Below are 19592 nucleotides of genomic sequence, written 5' to 3'. Positions count from 1 at the left end.
CACAGGCGCGGGCGGTGGAAAAGGGGGCTTACCCCTTGAAGCGGCGGAAAATGTCCAGCGTTTCGGCGCTGATATGGTGCTCGATGCCCTCGGCATCAAATTCGGCCGTATCTGGCGGCACGCCCAGCCGGATCAGGAAGGCCAGAACGATTTCGTGCCGTTCCTTGCATTTTTGCGCCAATGTACGGCCCTTGTCGGTCAGAAAGATGGAGCGATAGGGTTCGCTGTCCACGTATCCTTCGTCTTTCAGGCGAGAGATGACCTTGCTGGCCGTGGCGTGGGACACGCCCAGCCGGGCGGATAAATCGCTCAGGCGTGCTTCTTGTTGCGCATCGATCAGATCGGCGATCAGTTCCACATAATCTTCGGTGGTTTCGGTCTGGTGCGCTTCGCGCACGCGGGAAAACCATTGCGATTGGGTTTGCGGGTCGGCCAGAACCAGTTTTTTCTTCTTGGGTGTCATGCGTTTGCCTTTACCGTTGTGCGGCGTGTGGTGGACCACACCAAAGCCCCCAGAAAGAACAGGGATTGAATAACAACAATCAATGGGGCCGTCGCCGCATCGATGTGGAAACTTATAATCGTTCCGGCCAGACAGGAAAAGACCGAAACACCAACGGCCACCATCATCATGCGGTCAAATGACCGGGTGGTCAGAAAACCGATGGCCCCCGGCGCAATCAACATGGCGACAACCAGAATAATCCCCGCCGCCTTCAATGCCGAAACGATGGTCAGGGCCAGCAGGGTGAGCAGGCCGAAATGCAGCAATTTGATCGGCAGGCCCAGAACGGCGGCATGCGCGGGGTCAAAGCAATAGAGCATCAAGTCGCGACGCTTTACCGCCATAATGGCGGTCACGATGGCGGCAATGGTTCCGGCTTCGACCATATCGCGGGTGGAAATGCCCAATACGTTGCCGAACAGGATGTGCAGCAAATGCACGTCGGTTTCAATTTTGGTCAGCAGGACCAGCCCAAGCGCAAACATGCCGGAAAACAAAATGCCCATCACGGCGTCTTCTTTCACCCGGCTGTTGTTCTTTAAATACCCCGTGCCGATGGCGCAGAGCAGGCCTGCGGCAAACGCGCCGATGGCCATGGGGATACCAGCGACATAAGCAATGGCAATGCCCGGCAGGACGGCATGCGACACCGCATCCCCCATCAGGGACCAGCCCTTGAGGACGAGGAAGCAGGAAAAAACCGAACACACCACCCCGATCATGGTGGAGATGATGAGCGCGCGCTGCATAAAATCATGCGACAGCGGTTCGATCAGAAATGAGTACAGCGTGTCCATGTCCTATACCCCCATTGCGGTGTTACGCATCGCGCGTTTGCGTGGCACCAGCCCGTATTTCGGCGAAAACAGGAATGCGCCGAAAAACAGGATGGTTTGCAAACACACAATTAACCCGCCCGGATTGGCGTTCAGGTAATAGCTGGCATAGGCCCCCATGGCGCTGGTCAGCGTGCCAATGACCATGGCAATGGCAATCAAGCGGCCAAAACGGTCGGTCAACAGATACGCCGTTGCCCCCGGCGTAACCACCATGGCGATGACCAGGCATGCGCCCACGGTTTGCAACGCAGCCACGGTCGCGGCGCTGAGCAAGGTGAAGAACAGGATTTTCAACGGCATGACATGCAGGCCGATGGATTGGGCGTGCTTTTCATCAAAAAACACCGCCATCAAATCCCGCCATTTTAAGGTCAGCGCAATCAGGCAGATCACGGAAATAATCACCACTTGCATCACGTCGGAATCGGAAATGGCCAGAATATTGCCCAAAACGATGGATTGAATATTCACCGCCATCGGGTTAATGGACACCAGCAACAGGCCAACGGCAAAAAATGTGGTGAAGATCAGCCCGATAATCGTGTCTTCGCGCAATTTTGTTTTCTGCCGCACCAGCGCCATGCTGCCCGCGGCCAGAAGCCCCGCAAAAAACGCGCCGACAGCGTAAGGCAAAGCCAGAAGATAGGCCAGCGCCACACCGGGCACGATGGAATGCGCCAGCGCATCCCCCATCAGGGACCAGCCCTTGAGCATCAGGTACGATGACAAGAACGCGCAAACGCATCCAACCAGGGCGCTGACGCCGATGGCTTTCACCATATACATATAGGTAAAGGGTTCGAGCAGCAGGTCGATCATGGCTTATCGCGTCCTGTTTTCACGATCCGCTCACCGCCTTGTTCTCCGTACAGAACCAGCGGGCGTTCATCATCGGTCAACACCGTGACACACCGTGAATCTTCGTCATCATGCAGATCGCGACCCGCCAGTTGCAGGTGGCGCAACATACCGCCAAAGACTTTGGTCAAATTGGCTTCGGTAAAGGTGGTTTCCACCGGGCCATAGGCGACGACCGTGCGATTGATCAAAATGACCTCGTCACAAAAACTCGGCACACTGCCCAGATTGTGGGTAGAGACCAGAATCATCCGCCCTTCGGCGGCCAGTGACCGGAATAATTCGATCAGGGAGGCTTCGGTTTTAATATCAACGCCGGTGAAGGGTTCATCCAGCAGGATGATCGACCCACCCTGGGCCAGCGCACGGGCGACGAAAATACGTTTTTTCTGGCCACCGCTCAGCTCACCAATCTGGCGTTTTTTGTAATCAAACATACCGACGCGTTTCAGAGCGCTGTCCACCGCGTCACGGTCGGGTTGTTTCGGGGTGCGCAGGAAACCCATATGGCCGTACCGCCCCATCATCACCACATCTTCGACCAGCACGGGGAAGTTCCAGTCCACTTCCTCCGTCTGCGGGACATAGGCGACCATATTTCGGCGCAAGGCCTGCTTCACGCTTTGCCCGGCAATGGTCACCGTGCCCGTGGTGGGGGTGATAAACCCCATCATGGTTTTGAACAGCGTCGATTTCCCCGCCCCATTCACCCCGACCAGGCCGCAAATCACCCCGGAATGCAGCGTGACATTGACGTCATGCAGGGCGCTGTGCCCGTTCGGGTATGTCACGCCGACATTGTGCAGGTGAATGGTGGCGTCGTTCATTATTTTTTCTCCGCTGTTTTCTTCATGGCCGCTTGAAACCCTTCGGCGATGGTCCGGGTGGTGACCTTCAGCAAGTCCAGATACGTCGGGACCGGGCCGTCTTCTGTGCTGAGTGAATCGACATAGAGAACGCCACCATAGGCCGCGCCTGTTTCCGATGCGACCTGCTTTGCCGGGCGGTCCGATATTGTACTTTCACTGAACACGACCGGGATATTTTTTTCACGCACGCGGTCAATGACGGCGCGCACCTGTTGCGGGGTGCCCTGCTGATCGGCGTTGATCGGCCACAGATAAACTTCTTTCATCTTGAGATCGCGAGCGAGGTAGCTGAACGCCCCTTCGCTGGTGACCAGATAACGTTGGTCTTTGGGAATATTCTCCAGCATCGGGGTCAAATCGGCCTTGATGACACGGATCTGGTCGGTGTATGCGCGGGCGTTTTTGTTATAAATATCGGCATTGGCCGGATCTGCGGCGATAAACGCTTTGCGGATATTGTCGACATATAAAATGGCGTTTTCCGTCGACATCCATGCGTGTGGGTTGGGTTTTCCGGTATAGGGGCCTTCGTAAATCGAAATAGGTTCAACCCCGTCGGAGACGACGACGCTGGGCACGTCTTTCACATCTTGCAGGAACCGTTCGAACCAGCGTTCCAGATTCATACCGTTCCACAATAAAATATCGGCCCCTTGGGCGCGGATAATGTCTTGCGGGGTGGGTTGGTAATCGTGAATTTCGGCGCCGGGCTTGGTGATGGATTCAACGATGGCGGCATCGCCCGCGACATTGCGGGCAATGTCAGCAATAACGGTGAAGGTGGTCACGGCCTTGATTTTTTCCTGATCCGCCGCTCGGGCCCCATGGGGTAACACAAGCGCCAGCACGAGCAGTGATAAAGCAGCAGGGCGGAATGAAAAAATCGGCATAGAGGGTCGTGACATTTGTTGTCGCTCCTTATAGAATTTAGGGCTATGTTCAATATTTAGCATAGGCTAAATTTATAAGCAAGAACTAAAACCGCCATAAGGGATCCGGCATGAAGTTATCGTATTGTTTTTATTCTATTTTATTCGCTGGCGCCCTGTGCGGTTCCGGTGCGCAGGCCTAGAGCCTCAGTGCCGATGTGCTGATGGAATTGCAAAGCGAAAGCGGTGTGGATTCATCGAATGATGATAACCACCGCACCAATATGTTCTTTCGCACCGAGGTTGCGCCGACGCTGACCCTGAATGATCGGTTCTATATTGATGGAACGTTCGTGCTGGAGCCCGTGCGTGACCCCGAACCGGGCGATGATTTATTTTTTGAAGATGAAGGAATCTATGCCGAGGAAATAAAACTGAATTTTATCCATGGGCCGTGGCATGTGTTTGCCGGGAAATTTAATCCCGCTTTTGGTTTCGGCTGGGAATGGGGCCGTGGAATCTGGGGCGAAGATTTTGCCGAGGATTACGAAATCACCGAAAAAATCGGCTTTGGCGTGGCGCATGCGTTTGAAACCGAAACGATGGGTACGCATACATTAGCAGGATCGACGTTTTTCGCCGATACAACCGTTTTGAGCCAGTCCATCATTCGTGGACGCGGCACGGTGGAAAAAGAAGATGGCGGCGCGTCAAATACGGAAGATTTCTCCTCCTTTGTTGCCGGGCTGGATGGTGACAATGTCGCCGGTGTGGACGGGCTTTATTATAAGCTGGGCTATCGCTTTCTGGGCGAAGGCGATGCCGATCACGCCACAGGCGGTGCCGATGAATCCGGCTGGGTGGCCACGCTGGGGCATCGTATTGGCATGAGTGATCGCGTCGATCTGGATCTGTTTACCGAATATACCGACATTCAGAATTTTGGTGGCGTGGATGGCGAGGATCGCGATTATCTGAGCGGCAGTGCAAAGGTGATTATGGATGAACGCTGGAACCTGACGTTGGCGCATACCATGCGAAATATTGATGTATCCGGTGCGGATGATATTGACGATCATTTGACCCAGGTGTCCGCCGGATATGATTTCCAAAATGGCCTGACACTGGAGGCTGGGTGGAAGAATACAGAAGAAGACAATGTTGATGATCATATCATCGGTTTTCTGGCGCGGTATCAGTTCGGTCTGTAGGATTTTGTAACCAATAAAAAACCCCGTCCGGCGCAAACCGGACGGGGTTTTTGTATGAAAATCTTACATACCCGGCAGAGAGAAGCTGTCCGAGTTAATCAGGTCAAACACGGTTTTCTTGCGTTTGCTGTAGGTCGGGCCACCGCTGTCCAGAACGGTGTCAACAACCGGCTCTTTGCCAGAGCAGGTGTTGAAGATCATCTGGACGTTGTAGTTGAAGCCCTTGGTTTCTTTCTGCCAACGGATCGGGTTGTTAAAGGCATATTTGCCGTTATCATCCGCATACTGGAAGCTGGACCCTTGCAGGCATTTCAGAACATCAGCGGTCAGGGTGGATTTCACCAACGGCATCGCGTTCGGACCAGTGCCTTCCAATGCGCCACGAATTTCCGAACGGTCCATGTTGCGCAGTTTTTTCGCCTTCACGCCCAAAATGTTCAGAACTTCGGTTTTGGTCACGACTTTGTCGGTGCCGGTCACGGATTTCAGTTTGTCCATGCGAGTCAGAAAATCTTTCTCGTCCTTGAACAGGTCGGTGTTCACGCTATCGCCACCGCCCGGTACGCCAACGCCCACAGCGGCGCAACCGCCAGCAACGGCCAATGCGGTGCCCAGTGTGGCTGCTTTCAGAAATTTCGTCATTACGCTTACGTTGAGTGATGACATGGTTGTCCCCTGTTAAAAGTGTCAATTATGAATAAGGATGGGGACGGTGCCGCAGCCCCTTGTATTTGTCAAAATACAAGTGTGATGCGATGCAAAACTTATGAAAAAACAAAGTTTATCTTTTGATTTACCCGATTTTCACCGGTGAAACGAAATTATCCGGCTTTAGGGCCAACAGGGAGCATGTCAGGTTTTGGACGATATTTTCCGCCGTGTTGCCCATGATGAATCCGACGATGCCACCGCGGGCGACGGTGCCCATAATCAGGACATCAATACCATGGTTGCGGATCAGGGACGGAATGGCATCCTCCGGAATGCCGCGCAGGTGATGCACGACCTGCCGATCCGTTTGCCCGGCCTCGTCCAGCAGACCTTGCAACGCTTCGCGATGTTCGGCGGCGCGAGCGCGAATGTGATGTTCGATTTCATTTTCAGGCCGGCTTAAAAACGCGCTATCGCGCAGGGCGGCCTCGTACGGCAGGTCCCAGCATGAAATAATGTTGAGTGTCCCATTGCACGTATCGGCCATGGCCCGCCCCAATTTCAGCATTCTGATCGACAGTGCGTGGGCGGATGCGTTCGGGCTTTCCGGATCAATGGCGACGGCAACGCTCATATTTTCGCGCGAATCCGGGATCGGACGGCACAGCCAGACCGGGCAGGGGCATTTGCGCAACAGGGCCATGTCCAAGGCCTTGAACCCGGCGTTGCCGTCCCGTACGTCGGCGTCCTTGATGATCAGATCGTGTTTGCCTTTTATCGCATGTTGAATAATGCGAATGGCCGCGGTGCTGCCGCCTTCAATATCATAGGTGATGTTGAGCGGTGTATGTGGTCCATGCAATGCGGCGGATGCGGTTTCAACAAGATTGCGCGTGTGGGTCAGGATCAAATCATCCAGTTGCTTGCGGTAGTCCGGCATGGCATCGGGCATTTCAGGGACCAGAATCAGGATTTTCAGCTTGGCGTTGTTATTCCGGGCCACGCTGATGGCTTGTTTCAGGCCTTCGGCTTTATGGTCGGTTCCGAGGGTAACAAACAGGATATTGTGAAAATTATTCATAATGTTGGCAACCTTTCCTGCGCGTAAAACAACACCCGTGAACGATAAAACGTTCACGGGTGCGTGTAAATGTATAAGGCGAACCGCTCCCGGTTGTTGGCCGGTCGTGTTGAATTTACGGTGCCGGGGCCTTGGGCGCGTTTTTCTTTTGATCCAGGGCCGCCGTCTGTGCCGGGGCCGTCACGCCGCAGGCTTCGTTCAGGAACGGTTTCAGCATCACCAGGATGTTTTTCAACACCTGGGTCGGTCCGGCGCTGGTGAACTTATGCTTGGCGGCGTTCGGGCCGTCAACATACAACAGGACAGAGCCAAAGAAGCGTTTGCCCGATACCGGGTCGTCGATTTCAAAGACGAAGGTGGCGGTGCGGTTCTTGACCTCGGCAGAGGTCATGCCGCCGCCTGCGGTAAAGAATTTGTCGCGGTTGTCGCCCGTCCCGGTTTTTCCACCAACGTTCAGAACGCGGCCATCATCCAGAACAACTTTCCCGGCGCGGAAACCCGTACCGTCACGCACGATCAGTTGCATGGTTTCCAGTGCAACGTCTGCGACCTCCTGTGGCATGACGCGCACGGATTCTTCCGGCTTGCGGGTGTAGGCGCGTTCGCGTTCCTCTGTATCCGGGGCCAGTGTCATGTCGGTGAAACGGATGCTGGGTTTACGGATGCCGCCATTGACGATGATGCCGGAAAATTCGGCCAGAGCCGCTGGCGTGTCGCCGGAATCGCCCAGGGCGGAGCCCAGTGACGGTGTCATCTTTTCAAAGGAAAACCCGTTTTTCGCCCACATTTTGTGAATATGGCTGAAGGCGTCTTCTTCCAGAATGATGCGCAGACGTTTGTTCTGGGCTTCCATTTTGTGGGGTTTCAACAGCCATGAATAAATATCCTTCATCACTGTTTCGCCCTCTGCGTTTGAGGCGGTGGCGGCGGCGTAGGCATCGCTCCACGACAACGGCGTATTCGTCTTTGTGTTTTCGTGGGCCAGCCACAGATCCAGCGGGTGAACCTTGGTGATAAAAGCCAGATCGTTCAGGTTGAATTTGTTGCTTTGCGGATCGCGTTTCCATGGTTCGTACACGAAGCGTTCCGGGTCGTACATGGTGTACATCGCCTGCATCTTCTTCATGACTTTTTCGTCGGATGATTTGGCGACCATATGTTCGATCACCGCGTCATCACTGGCGTCCGGGTTATCCTGACGATATTCAATCTCGTGCAGGCGGTTGGCCATATGTTCAACGCTACCCTCTGGGAAAATCATGCGGTAGAGGGCGGCAATCTGGTATTGGGCACGGTTGTCGCGCTTGTTGACCAGATCTGTGAAGATGTCATCCCGCGATTTATCTCGCTGGGCATTCCAGGCGCGGTACAGGAAGACCTTGCCTTCCTTGTTGATGAATTGTTCCAGGTAACGCGCGCGTTGCGGGCTGTCCGGATTGGTAAAAATGTCGTCGGGAACGTCCATTTTATGTTCCATCGTGAAATTCACGATGTCGCGCATAATCCGAACGGACGGCAGGTTGTGCGAATTTTGTAATGTTTCGCGGACCGTTGGAACGCGGCCATTTTCGTCATTTTTGAAGTTGTTGAAGCGGTGGATGCCGCCCCCGGTGAAGAATGTTTCACCCGGGTTGGCCGAATAACGCCGTTCCATCGACGCGTCCAAAAGGGCACGCAGGGACAAATTCGGTTCATCCTTGGATTTCTCCGCGATCAGATAGTCAATAGCCCACCGGCTTAAATTGTCTTTGTACTGATCCTTGGCTTCTTCCAGTGCAAACACGTCCTTGCCGGACAATTGTTCATGCAGATAGGCCATGCATTCCAGATAGGTGACAAGCGTGCGCAATTTTGCGGTCGAGCCCAATTGCAGCTTGGATCCTTCGTTCAGGTTCAGGGCACCCTGGTAGGTGTCCGTCTGAACGCGCAGATAGTTGGCTTTCTCGCCAGCCTCATACAGGGTGAAAGAATAGGTGATATCTTCCAACCCGGTTTCTTTCAGCATGGGGTAGCCCAGCAATCCTGCGGCGCGTACATTTTCCACGTCTTTCAGGCCGTGCAGGAATTGCGTTACGGCTTCGGATGCATCCTTGTTGACCGTGGTGATGGCCGAGGCGTCGGTGCGATCCAGACCATACAGCCCGGTTTTGACGCCAAGTGCGTTCATCATCTCAATCCGCAGAGACATTTCCGTCTTATTATGCGGGACGGCCATTTTGCGTTTGATATCTTCGGATTTGCTGAATTCCAGTTTGGCATTCAGCGCAGCATCGCGCATCCGTTCGGAAATAATCCCTTCGCGGGCCAGGCGGGGCAGGAGGTTATCGACCCGCGCGTTCAGTTCGTCACGGCCACGAGTGCGCAGCAAGTATTCGGACGGTTTCTTGATCGACAGAGCCAGATAGAAGGCTTCGCGGAAGGCTTGCCCGGCCTCGGCCATTTCGGCGTCGTCCATCGTGGATTCATCTTTGGTCAGCAAGTGGTTCAGTTCCGCGAAATCGCGGCCAAACCACAACGCGATACCATCGCCAATCCCCTCAACGTCGCCTTGCCCCGGGTAGGATGACAGCGGGATTGAGTTGATATAGTCGAGCGCGATGTCCTTGCGGACTTCGGTGGTGTCTACGCCGTCTTTATAGGCCCGCGCGGTCGCGCTGGCCATTTGCTGCAATTTGTCGATCGGGCTTTCGGTGCGGCCGCCGCCGGAATATTTATATTTTTCCTTCTGCACGGCGGCGGTGGACCCGCCGGGATATTCGCTGGCCACGCCCATTTTTTTCAAAACCTGATGGAAGGAGGCTTTGGCAAAACGATCCCATTCAACGGCGGGGTTTTGTTTGTCCGGGTGATCGGCCAGCAATTCGGCGTTTTCAACGAACAGCAGGGCGTTCAGTAATTTTTTCGGTACATCGTCGAATGTCTTGTAAACATTGCGCGGGAATCGGGCCTGATACATGGTGTCACCGGTATAGTCGGTGATGGTTGCGCCGGCCTGTTGCTTCTCATCCTCAAGCAGGTTGAGCTGGATGCCATGAATGTTGCGATCGTACCACGGTGCGATAAACGACCGTTCCCATTTGCCACGGGCGGTCAGTGTCTGGTCATACGCGGCGAAATGGCTGTATCCGCGGCGATCATCGAACGGGCCCTTGGCCGGCGGGAAGATCAGCGGGTCGGTGATTTTGGTCGTAAAACGCTTGCCGCTGGCGATTTCGTTAAAATATTTGGATTGCAGATCGCTTTCGTGAACTTCATACAACCCGAACAGTCCCGCCGGTGTGCCAACAATGGCGGTCCCGGCAACGGTTCCGATCATCCATTTTCGGAACGTTGATTTCTTTTTCGGCGTTAGTGGCGGCGCGGTGTGACCTTCGTTTGCGGTGCTGTCGTTGGTCTGGTTGTCGTTGTTGTTATGATCTACGCTCAATTTTTGACTGCCCGCAGTTTGAATCCTGCGGCGCCTCCCTGTGGTTCGCATTCATGTACGATTGGAGGGCAAATTACACCGCCGTCAGGTCAATATGCAAATAAATTGCAAAAGGGCGAAAATGTGGCGGCGCAGCAGGGCCGCTATGGTGCTAAACCGATCAGTTTACGTCGTTTGCGACCGTCTTCAATATGTTCAAAAACCCAGAATCGCGGTATAAAGCCAGCATCATAAAAACCATGAACAATCATGCCGTTAGGGCCATAGACTGCCGGATAGGCTGGCGGTTTTGAAACTGGAATTTTCGATGCGTATCTGGCCCGGGCCGTCACCGCTGGTTTTGCTGATGCCGTTGTGTCTGGTTCTGTCCGGATGCTGGGGCGGCGGGGATGTGCGGACGGCGTACAGCCTGTCCGGGGTGGACGGGGTGTCTGATGCGGCGCTGGCCCCGTACTTGCAAAAAATCGTTGATGATCGCCTGAGTGGTGATTTTGAGCTGGGCGATGATGTCGCAGACAATCAGCGCCGTGAAGCCTATCGCGAACAAATGATCCTGGTCGATCTACAAAAAGCCATGCGGGCAAAAGGATATTATGACGCGACGATCCAATATGCCGACGATTCCGCACGTCCTTTTACCGGAACATATAATATTGCCGCGGGTCCGCTCTATACCATCGCGACGTTAACAACCAACCCGCCGCATTTTTCTACGGTCATGGGGGATGATGCGCTGAAACCCGGCACACCGTTGGATGCCGCCTCTGTTCTGGTTTTGCAGGAGATCGTCAAAGATCGCATCGCCAAGGATAAATGCTATTTCACCCTGGATGTGAAAAACGAAGTTGTATTGAACCCCGATACGTATACGGCCGATGTTACGTATCGTGTTGATGTCGGGCCCGAAGCCAAGCTGGGCCGTGTGACGTTCAGCGGGCAAGACAGCGTTAAAACCTCTTATCTCGACAAGCTGGTGCCGTGGAAGGAGGGCGATTGTTACCGGGAGGCGCGTATCGAGCGCCTGAAAAATGCGCTGATGGAAACCGGGTTGTTTTCACGGGCTGAAGCGGTTCTGCCCGCTGCGCCGGATGAAAACGGAATGGTTGCGGTTGATGTCCGGCTGTCCGAACGGGCCCACCGCACGGTGAAGGCGGGTTTGAGTTATTATACGGACGAGGGTCTGGGCGCGACATTCGGATGGGAACATCGGAATTATTTTGGCGCTGCCGAAAAACTGACCACGACGCTCAGCCTGTCGACTTTGAAGCAAAGCCTGTCCGCGGATGTGTTGAAGCCGTTCTTCCTGCGCAAGGATCAGAGCCTGTCCCTGAATACTGAAGTGCGGCGGCAGGACACCGATGCGTATGAAGAGCTGGGTATCGATGTTGGTGCGTCCATCAATCGGACTTTTAACAAGCGTCTGAGCGGGTCAACGGGTGTCAAGCTGGGTCTGACACAGATTACAGAGGATAATGATCGCAAGGATGGCGATGATCTCTATGGTCTGGTGTCACTGCCGAACAGCTTGACCTTTGATAATCGAAATGACGCCCTGGACCCGACGCGGGGTTGGCGGATTGCCGGAACGGTTACGCCGTTTTTCGACGTGCTGGGGGTGAGTGATCCGTTCCTGAAACTGGAATTTGGGGCCAGTACATATTGGGCGATGGACGAAAAGAAATGGTCCGTTCTGGCCCTGCGCACCAATATCGGCAGTATTGTAGGCAGTGGAACCTTTGACATCCCCCCCACAGAACGTTTTTTTGCCGGCGGCGGTGGATCTGTGCGCGGTTATGGGTATCAGGAGGTTGGCCCGAAAGATTCCAACGATGACCCCGTCGGTGGCCGATCAATGGTGACGGGCAGCATCGAAATGCGCCAGCGCTTTACGACGAATTTGGGCGCGGTGGCCTTTGTGGATGCGGGCACTGTGGCAAATGAAGCGTGGCCCAAGATGAATGATGTGGCCGTTGGTGCGGGGGTTGGTGCCCGTTATTACAGCGGATTTGGCCCCATTCGGTTTGATATTGCCGTACCGCTGACGCAGAAAGACGATCTGGAATCGAATTTTCAAATTTATATCAGTATCGGGCAGGCGTTTTAAATGCATGTAAAAACCATTTTGAAAAAAACGGGCCATGCGGTGCTGGAGGTTATGTCCTTCCTGCTGTTGTTTGTCATGCTGGTTCATGTCCTGATTGCGGTTGGTTTTGTCTGGCTGGGCACGCCGGGCGGACAAACAATGCTGCGCAAGCAGATCAATCAGGCGTTGGATGGAACAGGGTATGTTGTTGACTATCACGCATTGTATTATAGCGCGATCACCGGATTGAACGTGACGGGGTTGCGGGTTGATGACGCGAACGGTGTGATTGCGGACGCGGACCGGATGACGATACGGATAGGTCTTTTGCCCCTGGCCGCGCGCCATGCGGCGGCCAGTTTTGATGCCGGGTCTGTGACAGTGCATCGCTTGCCCGCCGGGTCAGGGGATGAAGAGGGTGAAAAAGCAACGGGGTTCACGATCCCGGATTTGTATTTCCGCAGCCTGTCGCTGGATCATCTGCGGATCAAGCGGCTGGATCTGCGTGAAGGCGTTGTCGGGCCGGCTATGGTTTTGGCACCGGATCTGACGATCAAGGTGGACCTGTCGTCCGGTCTGGCCGTTGATCTCAGGGCGGCAATTGCGCAGATGGATGACACGGTGATTGCGTGGATGCCCGAAGCCGTGCGCGTCAAAGGGATCGTTGATACACAAAATCTGCGGGCCGATCTTGAAACGCTTCGGGTGGAGTCGGTGTCCTATACCGTTGAGGGGGCGGGACGTGCCGATTTACATGATGGTGGCGATGTTGATTTCACCCTAGCGGTAAAAAGTTCCGATCTGCGGCCCCTGACGGGCGAGGGAGGGCACGCAGACATGCAAGTTCATCTGCGTGGTGTATCCGATGACCCGACACTTGATGTCTCTGGGGCGTTGGTGATGGATCGTTTGGTTGAAAATGGGTTGCCGCGTCTGGATTTGACGGTCACATCACGCAATATTGTATCCGCGCCCGCTGGTATGGTGAAGATGGCAGGGCGTTATCACGACGTGGACCTACAGGCGGCATTGGATTTTTCTTATGATGCGTCGCAATTGCATATTTCCAGTTTGACGTTGAATGGGCCGGATTTAAAGGCCGGCGGCAATGGCATAATCAATGTATCGACAGGGCTGATCAGCGGGGATATTCACGCCGATGTGGGGGCGCTTGCGACTTACGCGCCATTGATTGGGGTTGATGTTGCGGGGCAGGTAAAACTGAACGCCAGCTTTGCGCCAACGGCCGCCGCGACGCAGGCTGTGACGCTGGATGCGGATATCAACAGTGCGCGCTATGACACATACAACATTGATCGCCTGCGTGTGAAAGCGGCGCTGGCGGATCTGCAGAAGCGTTGGCCGCAGACCATGGATGTGGTTTTGAATGGTGCCAGAATATCCGAAACGATTGCCATTCAATCCATGACCGCCAAAATCGCGCAGGATGATGCAGGGCATTATCGGCTGAATATCGATGGTTCCGGCACCGTGCCGCAGGCTTTGCAGGTGAGCGGTGGGGCGAACCTGTCCGCACTGGATCAACCGATCCCGTCGGCGCGGGATATTGATATGACCGTCACCATGGGAACGTCGTCTGTGCGATTGACCGGGGATGTTGTTGACCGGGTCACGGCCCTTAAGGCGGCGGCAAATGATTTTAAAATGGCGGATGTCCCGGCTTCACTGCCGGTGACGCTGGCGGAAACGACACTGACGGGGGTGGTTGATATTACGGGGCCGCTGGATCAACCGGTGGTGAGCATGACGGCGCAATCCGGTGATATTGTGGTTGCAACGGATGTGCCGGCGATCAGGCTGAGCGCCAAAGGAGGGTATCAGTCTGGTGCGGGGCGTCTGGATGTCAGCGGTACTGGCCCGGCGATACAAACCCTGTCGGCGCAGGTGTCTGTTCCGTTGGTGGTCTCGCTCTATCCGTTCGCTTTCACCCTCTCGGATCAGGCTCCGTTAAACGGAGCGCTGAACGCTGATCTGGATAGTACCGCTCTGGCCGGGCTGGTTTTACCGCCGGGGCATCGGCTGGCGGGGGTTTTGCGCGTTGATGGGACGATTACGGGTACGTTGGCCGCCCCGGATGCGCGTGGAACGGTCACGTTCCAGAAGGGTATGTATGATTACGATCAATATGATATTGCCCTGCGCGACATTGATATCGCGGCTGATCTGGATCGAACCAAGGTCAAATTACGAACATTTTCTGCCAATGATGGCAACGGCGGAACCGTTGCCGGCGATGGGGTTTTTGACTTTGTGAATATGGCGGCTACGGCGATGACCCTCAAATTGGATCAGGTGCGTTTGGTGAAGAGCAATCTGGCCGATGGCACGGCGGATGCCGATTTGGCGCTGAAAGGACGTTCGGACGGTTATGATGTTACGGGTACGGTCACGCTGAATGATTTTAACGTCGCGATCCCGGAGAAATTTCAGACCCAGATTCCGGAATTGAATATTGTTACACCAGAGAGCAGCGTGGCGCAGGACCCGCTGCTGACAAAAATTACTCTGGATGTCAAATTGCGCGCGCCGCATCGTATTTTTGTGCGGGGCTGGGGGCTGGATGCCGAATTCGGGGGTGATCTGAACGTTACGGGTACGGCGGCGGCACCCTTGGTGAACGGAACATTTGAATCTATTCGTGGCCGGTACGAAGAATTTGGCAAGCGATTTGAACTGGCGCGTGCCAATTTACGGTTCCAGGGAGCTATACCGCCATCCCCTTATCTGGATGTTGAGGCCACGCATGATACCGGGGATGTGAAGGCATCGGTTCTGCTGAGCGGGCGGGTGAGCGAGCCGAAAATCAATTTCGTATCTGTGCCAGCCTTGCCCGAGGATGAGGTGATGTCGCGTATTTTGTTCGGTAAAGATATGAGCCGGATCAGTGCGTTTCAGGCGGTGCAATTGACACAAACATTGCAGCGTTTTTCCGGCAAAGGCGGCGGGTTTGATCCGGTGGGGATGGTGCGCGAGATGACGGGCCTGGATGATATCAGTGTTGAAAGTGATGATGATGGCGCGACCACCGTGGGTGTTGGAAAATATTTGACCGACCGTGTCTATCTGCGTGTTGAAAACGATACTGGCGGCACAGGAAGCGCCGCCAGTATCGAAGTCGAAGTCACGCCAAGCATATCGGTCGAAAGTTCCGTGGGTCAGGATGCACAGGCCGGTGGCGGCATCTTCTGGACCCGCGATTACTAAACCGCGGCGCTCATCTTTCTGCCCTCGTTGGCGTAAATGCCATCGGAGGAGAATTTGTAGCCCAGGACACGCACAGATTGGATCATCCGCGATTCGGGGCGGTGGTCGCCCAGTTTTTTACGGATGCGTGCAATTTGTGTATCAATCGCGCGGTCGGTTACGTTGAAATTACCATTATGCACCTTGTCCAAAATCTGCTCCCGCGTCAAAACCCGGTTCGGCGCGGAGACCAAGGCTTCCAGCAAATGGAATTCCTTGATCGTCAATCCTGCGGATTTGCTGTCGCGGTCAAACAGCTGGAACTGGCTTCGGTCGAGGACCCAGTCACCAAACTGGATACGGTCGCTGTTGTGCGATGTGGCGGCGGCCGCGCGTTGGAACAATTCGCTATGATGACGTAATTGCACCTTGATCCGGGCAAACAGTTCATGAATCTGGAACGGTTTGCACAAATAATCATCCGCACCGGATTCCAGCGCCTTGATTTTCGAGGCCAGATCGTCGCGGCTGCTGATCATGATGATGCGGGCGTCGGTCAAATCACGGATATGGGGCAGGGCATCAATCCCATTCCCTCCGGGCAACATGTGATCCAGCAAAATCAGGCTGGGTCGGCACGTGTGCAGAATTTTCTCCATCTCGGCAATGTCACCGGCGACCAGGACATTATAATTTTGATATTGGAGGGGTTCTTTAAGTATTTGTTGGACCAACGGGTCATCATCGACAATAAGAATAGTGTGTGTCGGTGTCTTCATTCTGAATCTCACGCTCACTAAAAAATAAATACGCGGGTACTCAAATTGTTACTCCCCCCATCATATCTGATGAACCTTATATAAAGTATGAACGTTGGAATCAGAGACTTAGCGCTTAAGGATAGCTTATATACCCTTAAGTATAGTTTTTAGGGGTTCCGTAAAATCGCTGGCTCGTCACCGTGGTGAGGCGATTTATCAATCCGCTCAATATTTTACGAAATATTATCCACAGGTTGCCCTGATTCGGGCTCTGTCCGGTCTCTCGCGGCTCTGTGCGTTTGTAACAAATCTGTAACAAACCCGGCATCGTTCTGTAACACGGCTTTGCGACCATCATTTGATAGAGCGGTCCAGAATGGGTCCGCCCCCCTTGTAATGCCAGATCAACGCCAGTGATGGGACGCAAAAAAATGAAATTCTTCAATGACCGAAAAATCAAAACTAAAATTTTGGCACTGGTTGCGTGTTTGTTGATTTTCATGATGGCCTTGGGGGCTGTTTCCTATTCCGGGCTATCCAGTTTGGATGAAAATACAAATCAGATGATGGATCAAACGACACGCGTTCGTTCCGTGAACCGTGTTTCGATTGAGTTGGCTGGTTTGATGTATTCGGAAATGTCCATTCCGATGATGGATGATGTTGAAACCGTCCGATCCGCAGAAGTGAAGTTGAAAGAATTTAATGAAGTGTACGATGAACGAATGGTTGTTCTTCGTGAAAATGCAACAGCAGATCAAATAAAGATGCTGGATGATTTGGAAAAGAGGGTTGATCTGTTCCGTTCGCAAATTGCTGTGACGTTGGCCGAGGCTAATTCAATTTATGCAAAAAATGAAAAGGAAGATGATACGGACCTGAAAAGTTCGATCGTGAAGAATGAACAAAACGCTATGAGTATTGAAGAATCGCTTGAGGCGTTGGCCGTTGATTACCGCAGCGGTATCGAGCGAGAGAATAATGAGGCAACAGAGTCGGCTAAATCCGGGAAAATGGTGATTATTTCCATGTCAACGGCGGCAACGTTGTTTGGCATGTTGTTCGGCTATCTTTTGTCTTCGCAAGGAATTGCTAAGCCGTTGGCGCGATCTGTCGATGTTCTGAAAAAATTGGCCAACAACGAATTGGATGTTGAGGTGAAGGGGGCAGATCGCAAGGATGAAGTTGGCGATGTGGCCCGTGCGGCGGAATTCTTTAAAGAGTCTTTGATCAAGCAACGCGATATGGTTGATGCCGAAAAACGCGAGCAGGTATTGAAAGAACAGCGTCAAAAACGCGTTCAAGAACTGATCCAATCTTTCGATATCAATGCGACGCAAACGGTGTCGACGGTGGCATCTGCATCAACGCAGTTGTCACAGACGGCGGAAAGCATGTCGAAAATTGCCGATGAAACCAACCGCCAGTCGGTCGAGGTGGCGTCTGCATCGGAACAAGCTTCGCACAACGTGCAATCTGTGGCCAGCGCGGCCGAGGAAATGGCCGCAACGGTCCAGGAAATTTCCCGTCAGATCGCAATCTCCAACAACATGGTGCAGGACGCCATGACCAAGGCCGAAGCCGCCGATGCGTCTTCGCGCGAATTGGTGGATATGTCCAGCGCCGTGGGTGCAATTGCAACGTTGATTGAGGATATTGCCGGTCAAATTAACCTGCTGGCCCTGAACGCAACCATTGAATCCGCCCGTTCGGGTGAAGCCGGTAAAGGCTTCGCCGTTGTGGCGAACGAGGTGAAAAACCTGGCCACGCAAACCGCAAAGGCAACCGAACAGATCCGTCAGCAATTGGACGGCGTTCAGAAAACCGCTGTGAATGTGGCCGACGTTCTGCTCAGCGTACGCGAAGCGATTGGCAAGGTCGATGAAACGTCCGCCACGATTGCCGCGGCGGTTGAGGAACAAGCGGCCGCAACCCAGGAAATTGTGTCCAACATGAATACAGCGACACAAGGGGTTGAACAAATTAACGGCGGAATCTTCTCCATCAAAGGCGGAACGGATTCGACCACAGCGGCAACGCGCGAAGTCTTGGATGCGGCCCGGATGCTGTCGGTTCAAGCCGAAAAAATGGACGGGGAAGTTAAATCCTTCCTGCGTGATATTCAGGCAGCGTGATCGGGCCTTTCCATACTGGCCTTTTGATTAAGTAAACTTACATAAATACAAGTAACAATGAGGTGTAACCAATGACTGTTAATCCGGCGCAAATGCAAGTTTTGATCGTTGATGATTATAAAACGATGTTGCGTGTGATCCGTAACCTCTTGGCCCAGATTGGTTTCAAAAATGTTGATGAAGCCACCGACGGGACCATGGCGTTGGATATGATGAAGCATAAGAATTATGATCTGGTCATCTCCGACTGGAACATGGAGCCGATGACGGGGTTGGAGCTTCTTAAAACCGTGCGGGCCAATGGCAACGATAAACTGCCCTTCATCATGGTGACAGCGGAAAGCAAAATTGAAAACGTGGTTGCCGCGCGCCAGGCCGGGGTAAACAACTATATCGTCAAGCCGTTCAGTGCGGAAATTTTGAAAAGCAAAATCGCCGCCGTTCTGGGGAGCTTCTGATATGAGTGGGGAAGCAGAGATCAAAGGGGGGGCTGATACCTTGTATCGCCGCGATCAGGTTGTCACCATCGTCAATTCGGTCATCGGGAAAATTCAAAGCCCGCAGGGCATTTCGTTCGATGTTGTAAACAAAGAACTGAACAGCCTGAAAGACGCGATCGAAACGATGCGCACAGAATTGCAGGCGGCCCAGCCGAACGCCATTCAGAAAACCCATATCCCAACGGCAACGGATGAACTGGACGCTGTTGTCGAAACCACGGAGAAGGCCACCGGATCCATCATGGATTCATGCGAGGCCATTATGGGTGAGATTCAGGGCAGCGACCCGGAGTTGGTGCAAAAGATTGAGGCCCATATTGTCAGCATTTATGAGGCCTGCACGTTCCAGGACATCACCGGGCAACGCATTAAAAAAGTCGTGACCGCCCTGAAAACCATCGACCAGAAAGTCAGCCATATGTTGCAGACGCTGGGCGAGCGTTTCGCGCATTTGCGTGATGAAGACCAGGGCGATGCGGCCAAGGAAAAACCCAGCCTTTTGAATGGCCCGGCCCTGCCTAACCAAGGCGGTGTCAGCCAGGATGATATTGACCGCCTTTTGGCAGAATTTGACAGCTGAAAGGGCAATGCAGAGGACC

General features: G+C 53.8%; 15 protein-coding genes. 6 read left to right on the top strand and 9 right to left on the bottom strand.

What is annotated here, in order from left to right:
* Positions 1-28: 28 nt before the first annotated feature.
* From mntR to MICA_RS09710, 5 genes are read right to left on the bottom strand one after another with little or no spacing between them, the layout of a single operon-like run.
* Positions 29-463 (bottom strand): manganese-binding transcriptional regulator MntR, encoded by a 435-nt coding sequence (gene mntR / locus MICA_RS09730; RefSeq protein ID WP_014103578.1) that lies wholly within the window; start codon positions 461-463, stop codon positions 29-31.
* Positions 460-1302: a metal ABC transporter permease gene (locus MICA_RS09725; RefSeq protein WP_014103577.1), complete on the bottom strand. Its 843-nt coding sequence runs from the start codon at positions 1300-1302 to the stop codon at positions 460-462. Before MICA_RS09725 ends, mntR begins: the two co-directional genes overlap by 4 nt.
* Positions 1303-1305: 3 nt before the next feature.
* Positions 1306-2163 carry a metal ABC transporter permease gene (locus tag MICA_RS09720; RefSeq protein ID WP_014103576.1) on the bottom strand — a complete coding sequence of 286 codons (858 nt, stop codon included), beginning with the start codon at positions 2161-2163 and terminating at the stop codon, positions 1306-1308.
* Positions 2160-3029 (bottom strand): manganese/iron ABC transporter ATP-binding protein, encoded by an 870-nt coding sequence (locus MICA_RS09715; RefSeq protein ID WP_014103575.1) that lies wholly within the window; start codon positions 3027-3029, stop codon positions 2160-2162. The genes MICA_RS09720 and MICA_RS09715 overlap by 4 nt, the downstream gene beginning before the upstream one ends.
* On the bottom strand, positions 3029-3976 hold the full coding sequence (locus MICA_RS09710) for a metal ABC transporter substrate-binding protein (protein WP_041794035.1): 948 nt from the start codon (positions 3974-3976) through the stop codon (positions 3029-3031). Before MICA_RS09710 ends, MICA_RS09715 begins: the two co-directional genes overlap by 1 nt.
* 188 nt (positions 3977-4164) lie before the next feature.
* Here MICA_RS09710 and MICA_RS11930 point away from each other — a divergent pair, with 188 nt between their 5' ends.
* A complete protein-coding gene (locus MICA_RS11930; protein WP_014103573.1) occupies positions 4165-5151 on the top strand; it encodes a hypothetical protein in 987 nt (328 codons plus the stop codon).
* Between the two features lie 63 nt (positions 5152-5214).
* Here the strand turns inward: MICA_RS11930 and MICA_RS09700 are convergent, their stop codons facing one another.
* The 3 genes from MICA_RS09700 to MICA_RS09690 all read right to left on the bottom strand — a co-directional run bounded on the left by MICA_RS09700 (position 5215) and on the right by MICA_RS09690 (position 10310).
* A complete protein-coding gene (locus tag MICA_RS09700; protein WP_236619895.1) occupies positions 5215-5793 on the bottom strand; it encodes a hypothetical protein in 579 nt (192 codons plus the stop codon).
* 151 nt (positions 5794-5944) lie between these two features.
* Complete coding sequence (locus MICA_RS09695; protein ID WP_041794551.1) at positions 5945-6883, bottom strand: universal stress protein; 939 nt, start codon at positions 6881-6883, stop codon at positions 5945-5947.
* Positions 6884-6998: 115 nt separating this feature from the next.
* On the bottom strand, positions 6999-10310 hold the full coding sequence (locus MICA_RS09690) for a transglycosylase domain-containing protein (protein ID WP_014103570.1): 3312 nt from the start codon (positions 10308-10310) through the stop codon (positions 6999-7001).
* Between the two features lie 307 nt (positions 10311-10617).
* Here MICA_RS09690 and MICA_RS09685 point away from each other — a divergent pair, with 307 nt between their 5' ends.
* Both MICA_RS09685 and MICA_RS09680 read left to right on the top strand, forming a co-directional pair.
* A complete protein-coding gene (locus MICA_RS09685) occupies positions 10618-12414 on the top strand; it encodes an autotransporter assembly complex protein TamA (RefSeq protein ID WP_014103568.1) in 1797 nt (598 codons plus the stop codon).
* Positions 12415-15618 carry a translocation/assembly module TamB domain-containing protein gene (locus MICA_RS09680; protein ID WP_014103567.1) on the top strand — a complete coding sequence of 1068 codons (3204 nt, stop codon included), beginning with the start codon at positions 12415-12417 and terminating at the stop codon, positions 15616-15618. It abuts the gene before it with no gap.
* On the opposite strand, the gene MICA_RS09675 is transcribed toward MICA_RS09680, so the two are convergent.
* Entirely contained in the window at positions 15615-16376 is a 762-nt protein-coding gene (locus MICA_RS09675; RefSeq protein ID WP_014103566.1) for a response regulator transcription factor, read from the bottom strand. The genes MICA_RS09680 and MICA_RS09675 overlap by 4 nt on opposite strands.
* Before the next feature lie 413 nt (positions 16377-16789).
* Between MICA_RS09675 and MICA_RS09670 the strand changes: the two genes are divergently transcribed.
* The 3 genes from MICA_RS09670 (at position 16790) to MICA_RS09660 (ending at position 19573) form a co-directional block, all read left to right on the top strand.
* On the top strand, positions 16790-18493 hold the full coding sequence (locus MICA_RS09670; RefSeq protein WP_148260466.1) for a methyl-accepting chemotaxis protein: 1704 nt from the start codon (positions 16790-16792) through the stop codon (positions 18491-18493).
* 71 nt (positions 18494-18564) lie between these two features.
* On the top strand, positions 18565-18951 hold the full coding sequence (locus MICA_RS09665; RefSeq protein ID WP_015468284.1) for a response regulator: 387 nt from the start codon (positions 18565-18567) through the stop codon (positions 18949-18951).
* Between the two features lies 1 nt (position 18952).
* Entirely contained in the window at positions 18953-19573 is a 621-nt protein-coding gene (locus MICA_RS09660; RefSeq protein ID WP_236619894.1) for a protein phosphatase CheZ, read from the top strand.
* The last annotated feature ends 19 nt before the right edge of the window (positions 19574-19592 follow it).

The sequence above is a fragment of the Micavibrio aeruginosavorus ARL-13 genome, from assembly GCF_000226315.1.
In the GTDB taxonomy this organism is placed as follows: domain Bacteria; phylum Pseudomonadota; class Alphaproteobacteria; order Micavibrionales; family Micavibrionaceae; genus Micavibrio; species Micavibrio aeruginosavorus_B.
The sequence above is the reverse complement of the archived record's forward strand: the minus strand, read 5'-3'. Positions and strand labels throughout refer to the sequence as shown.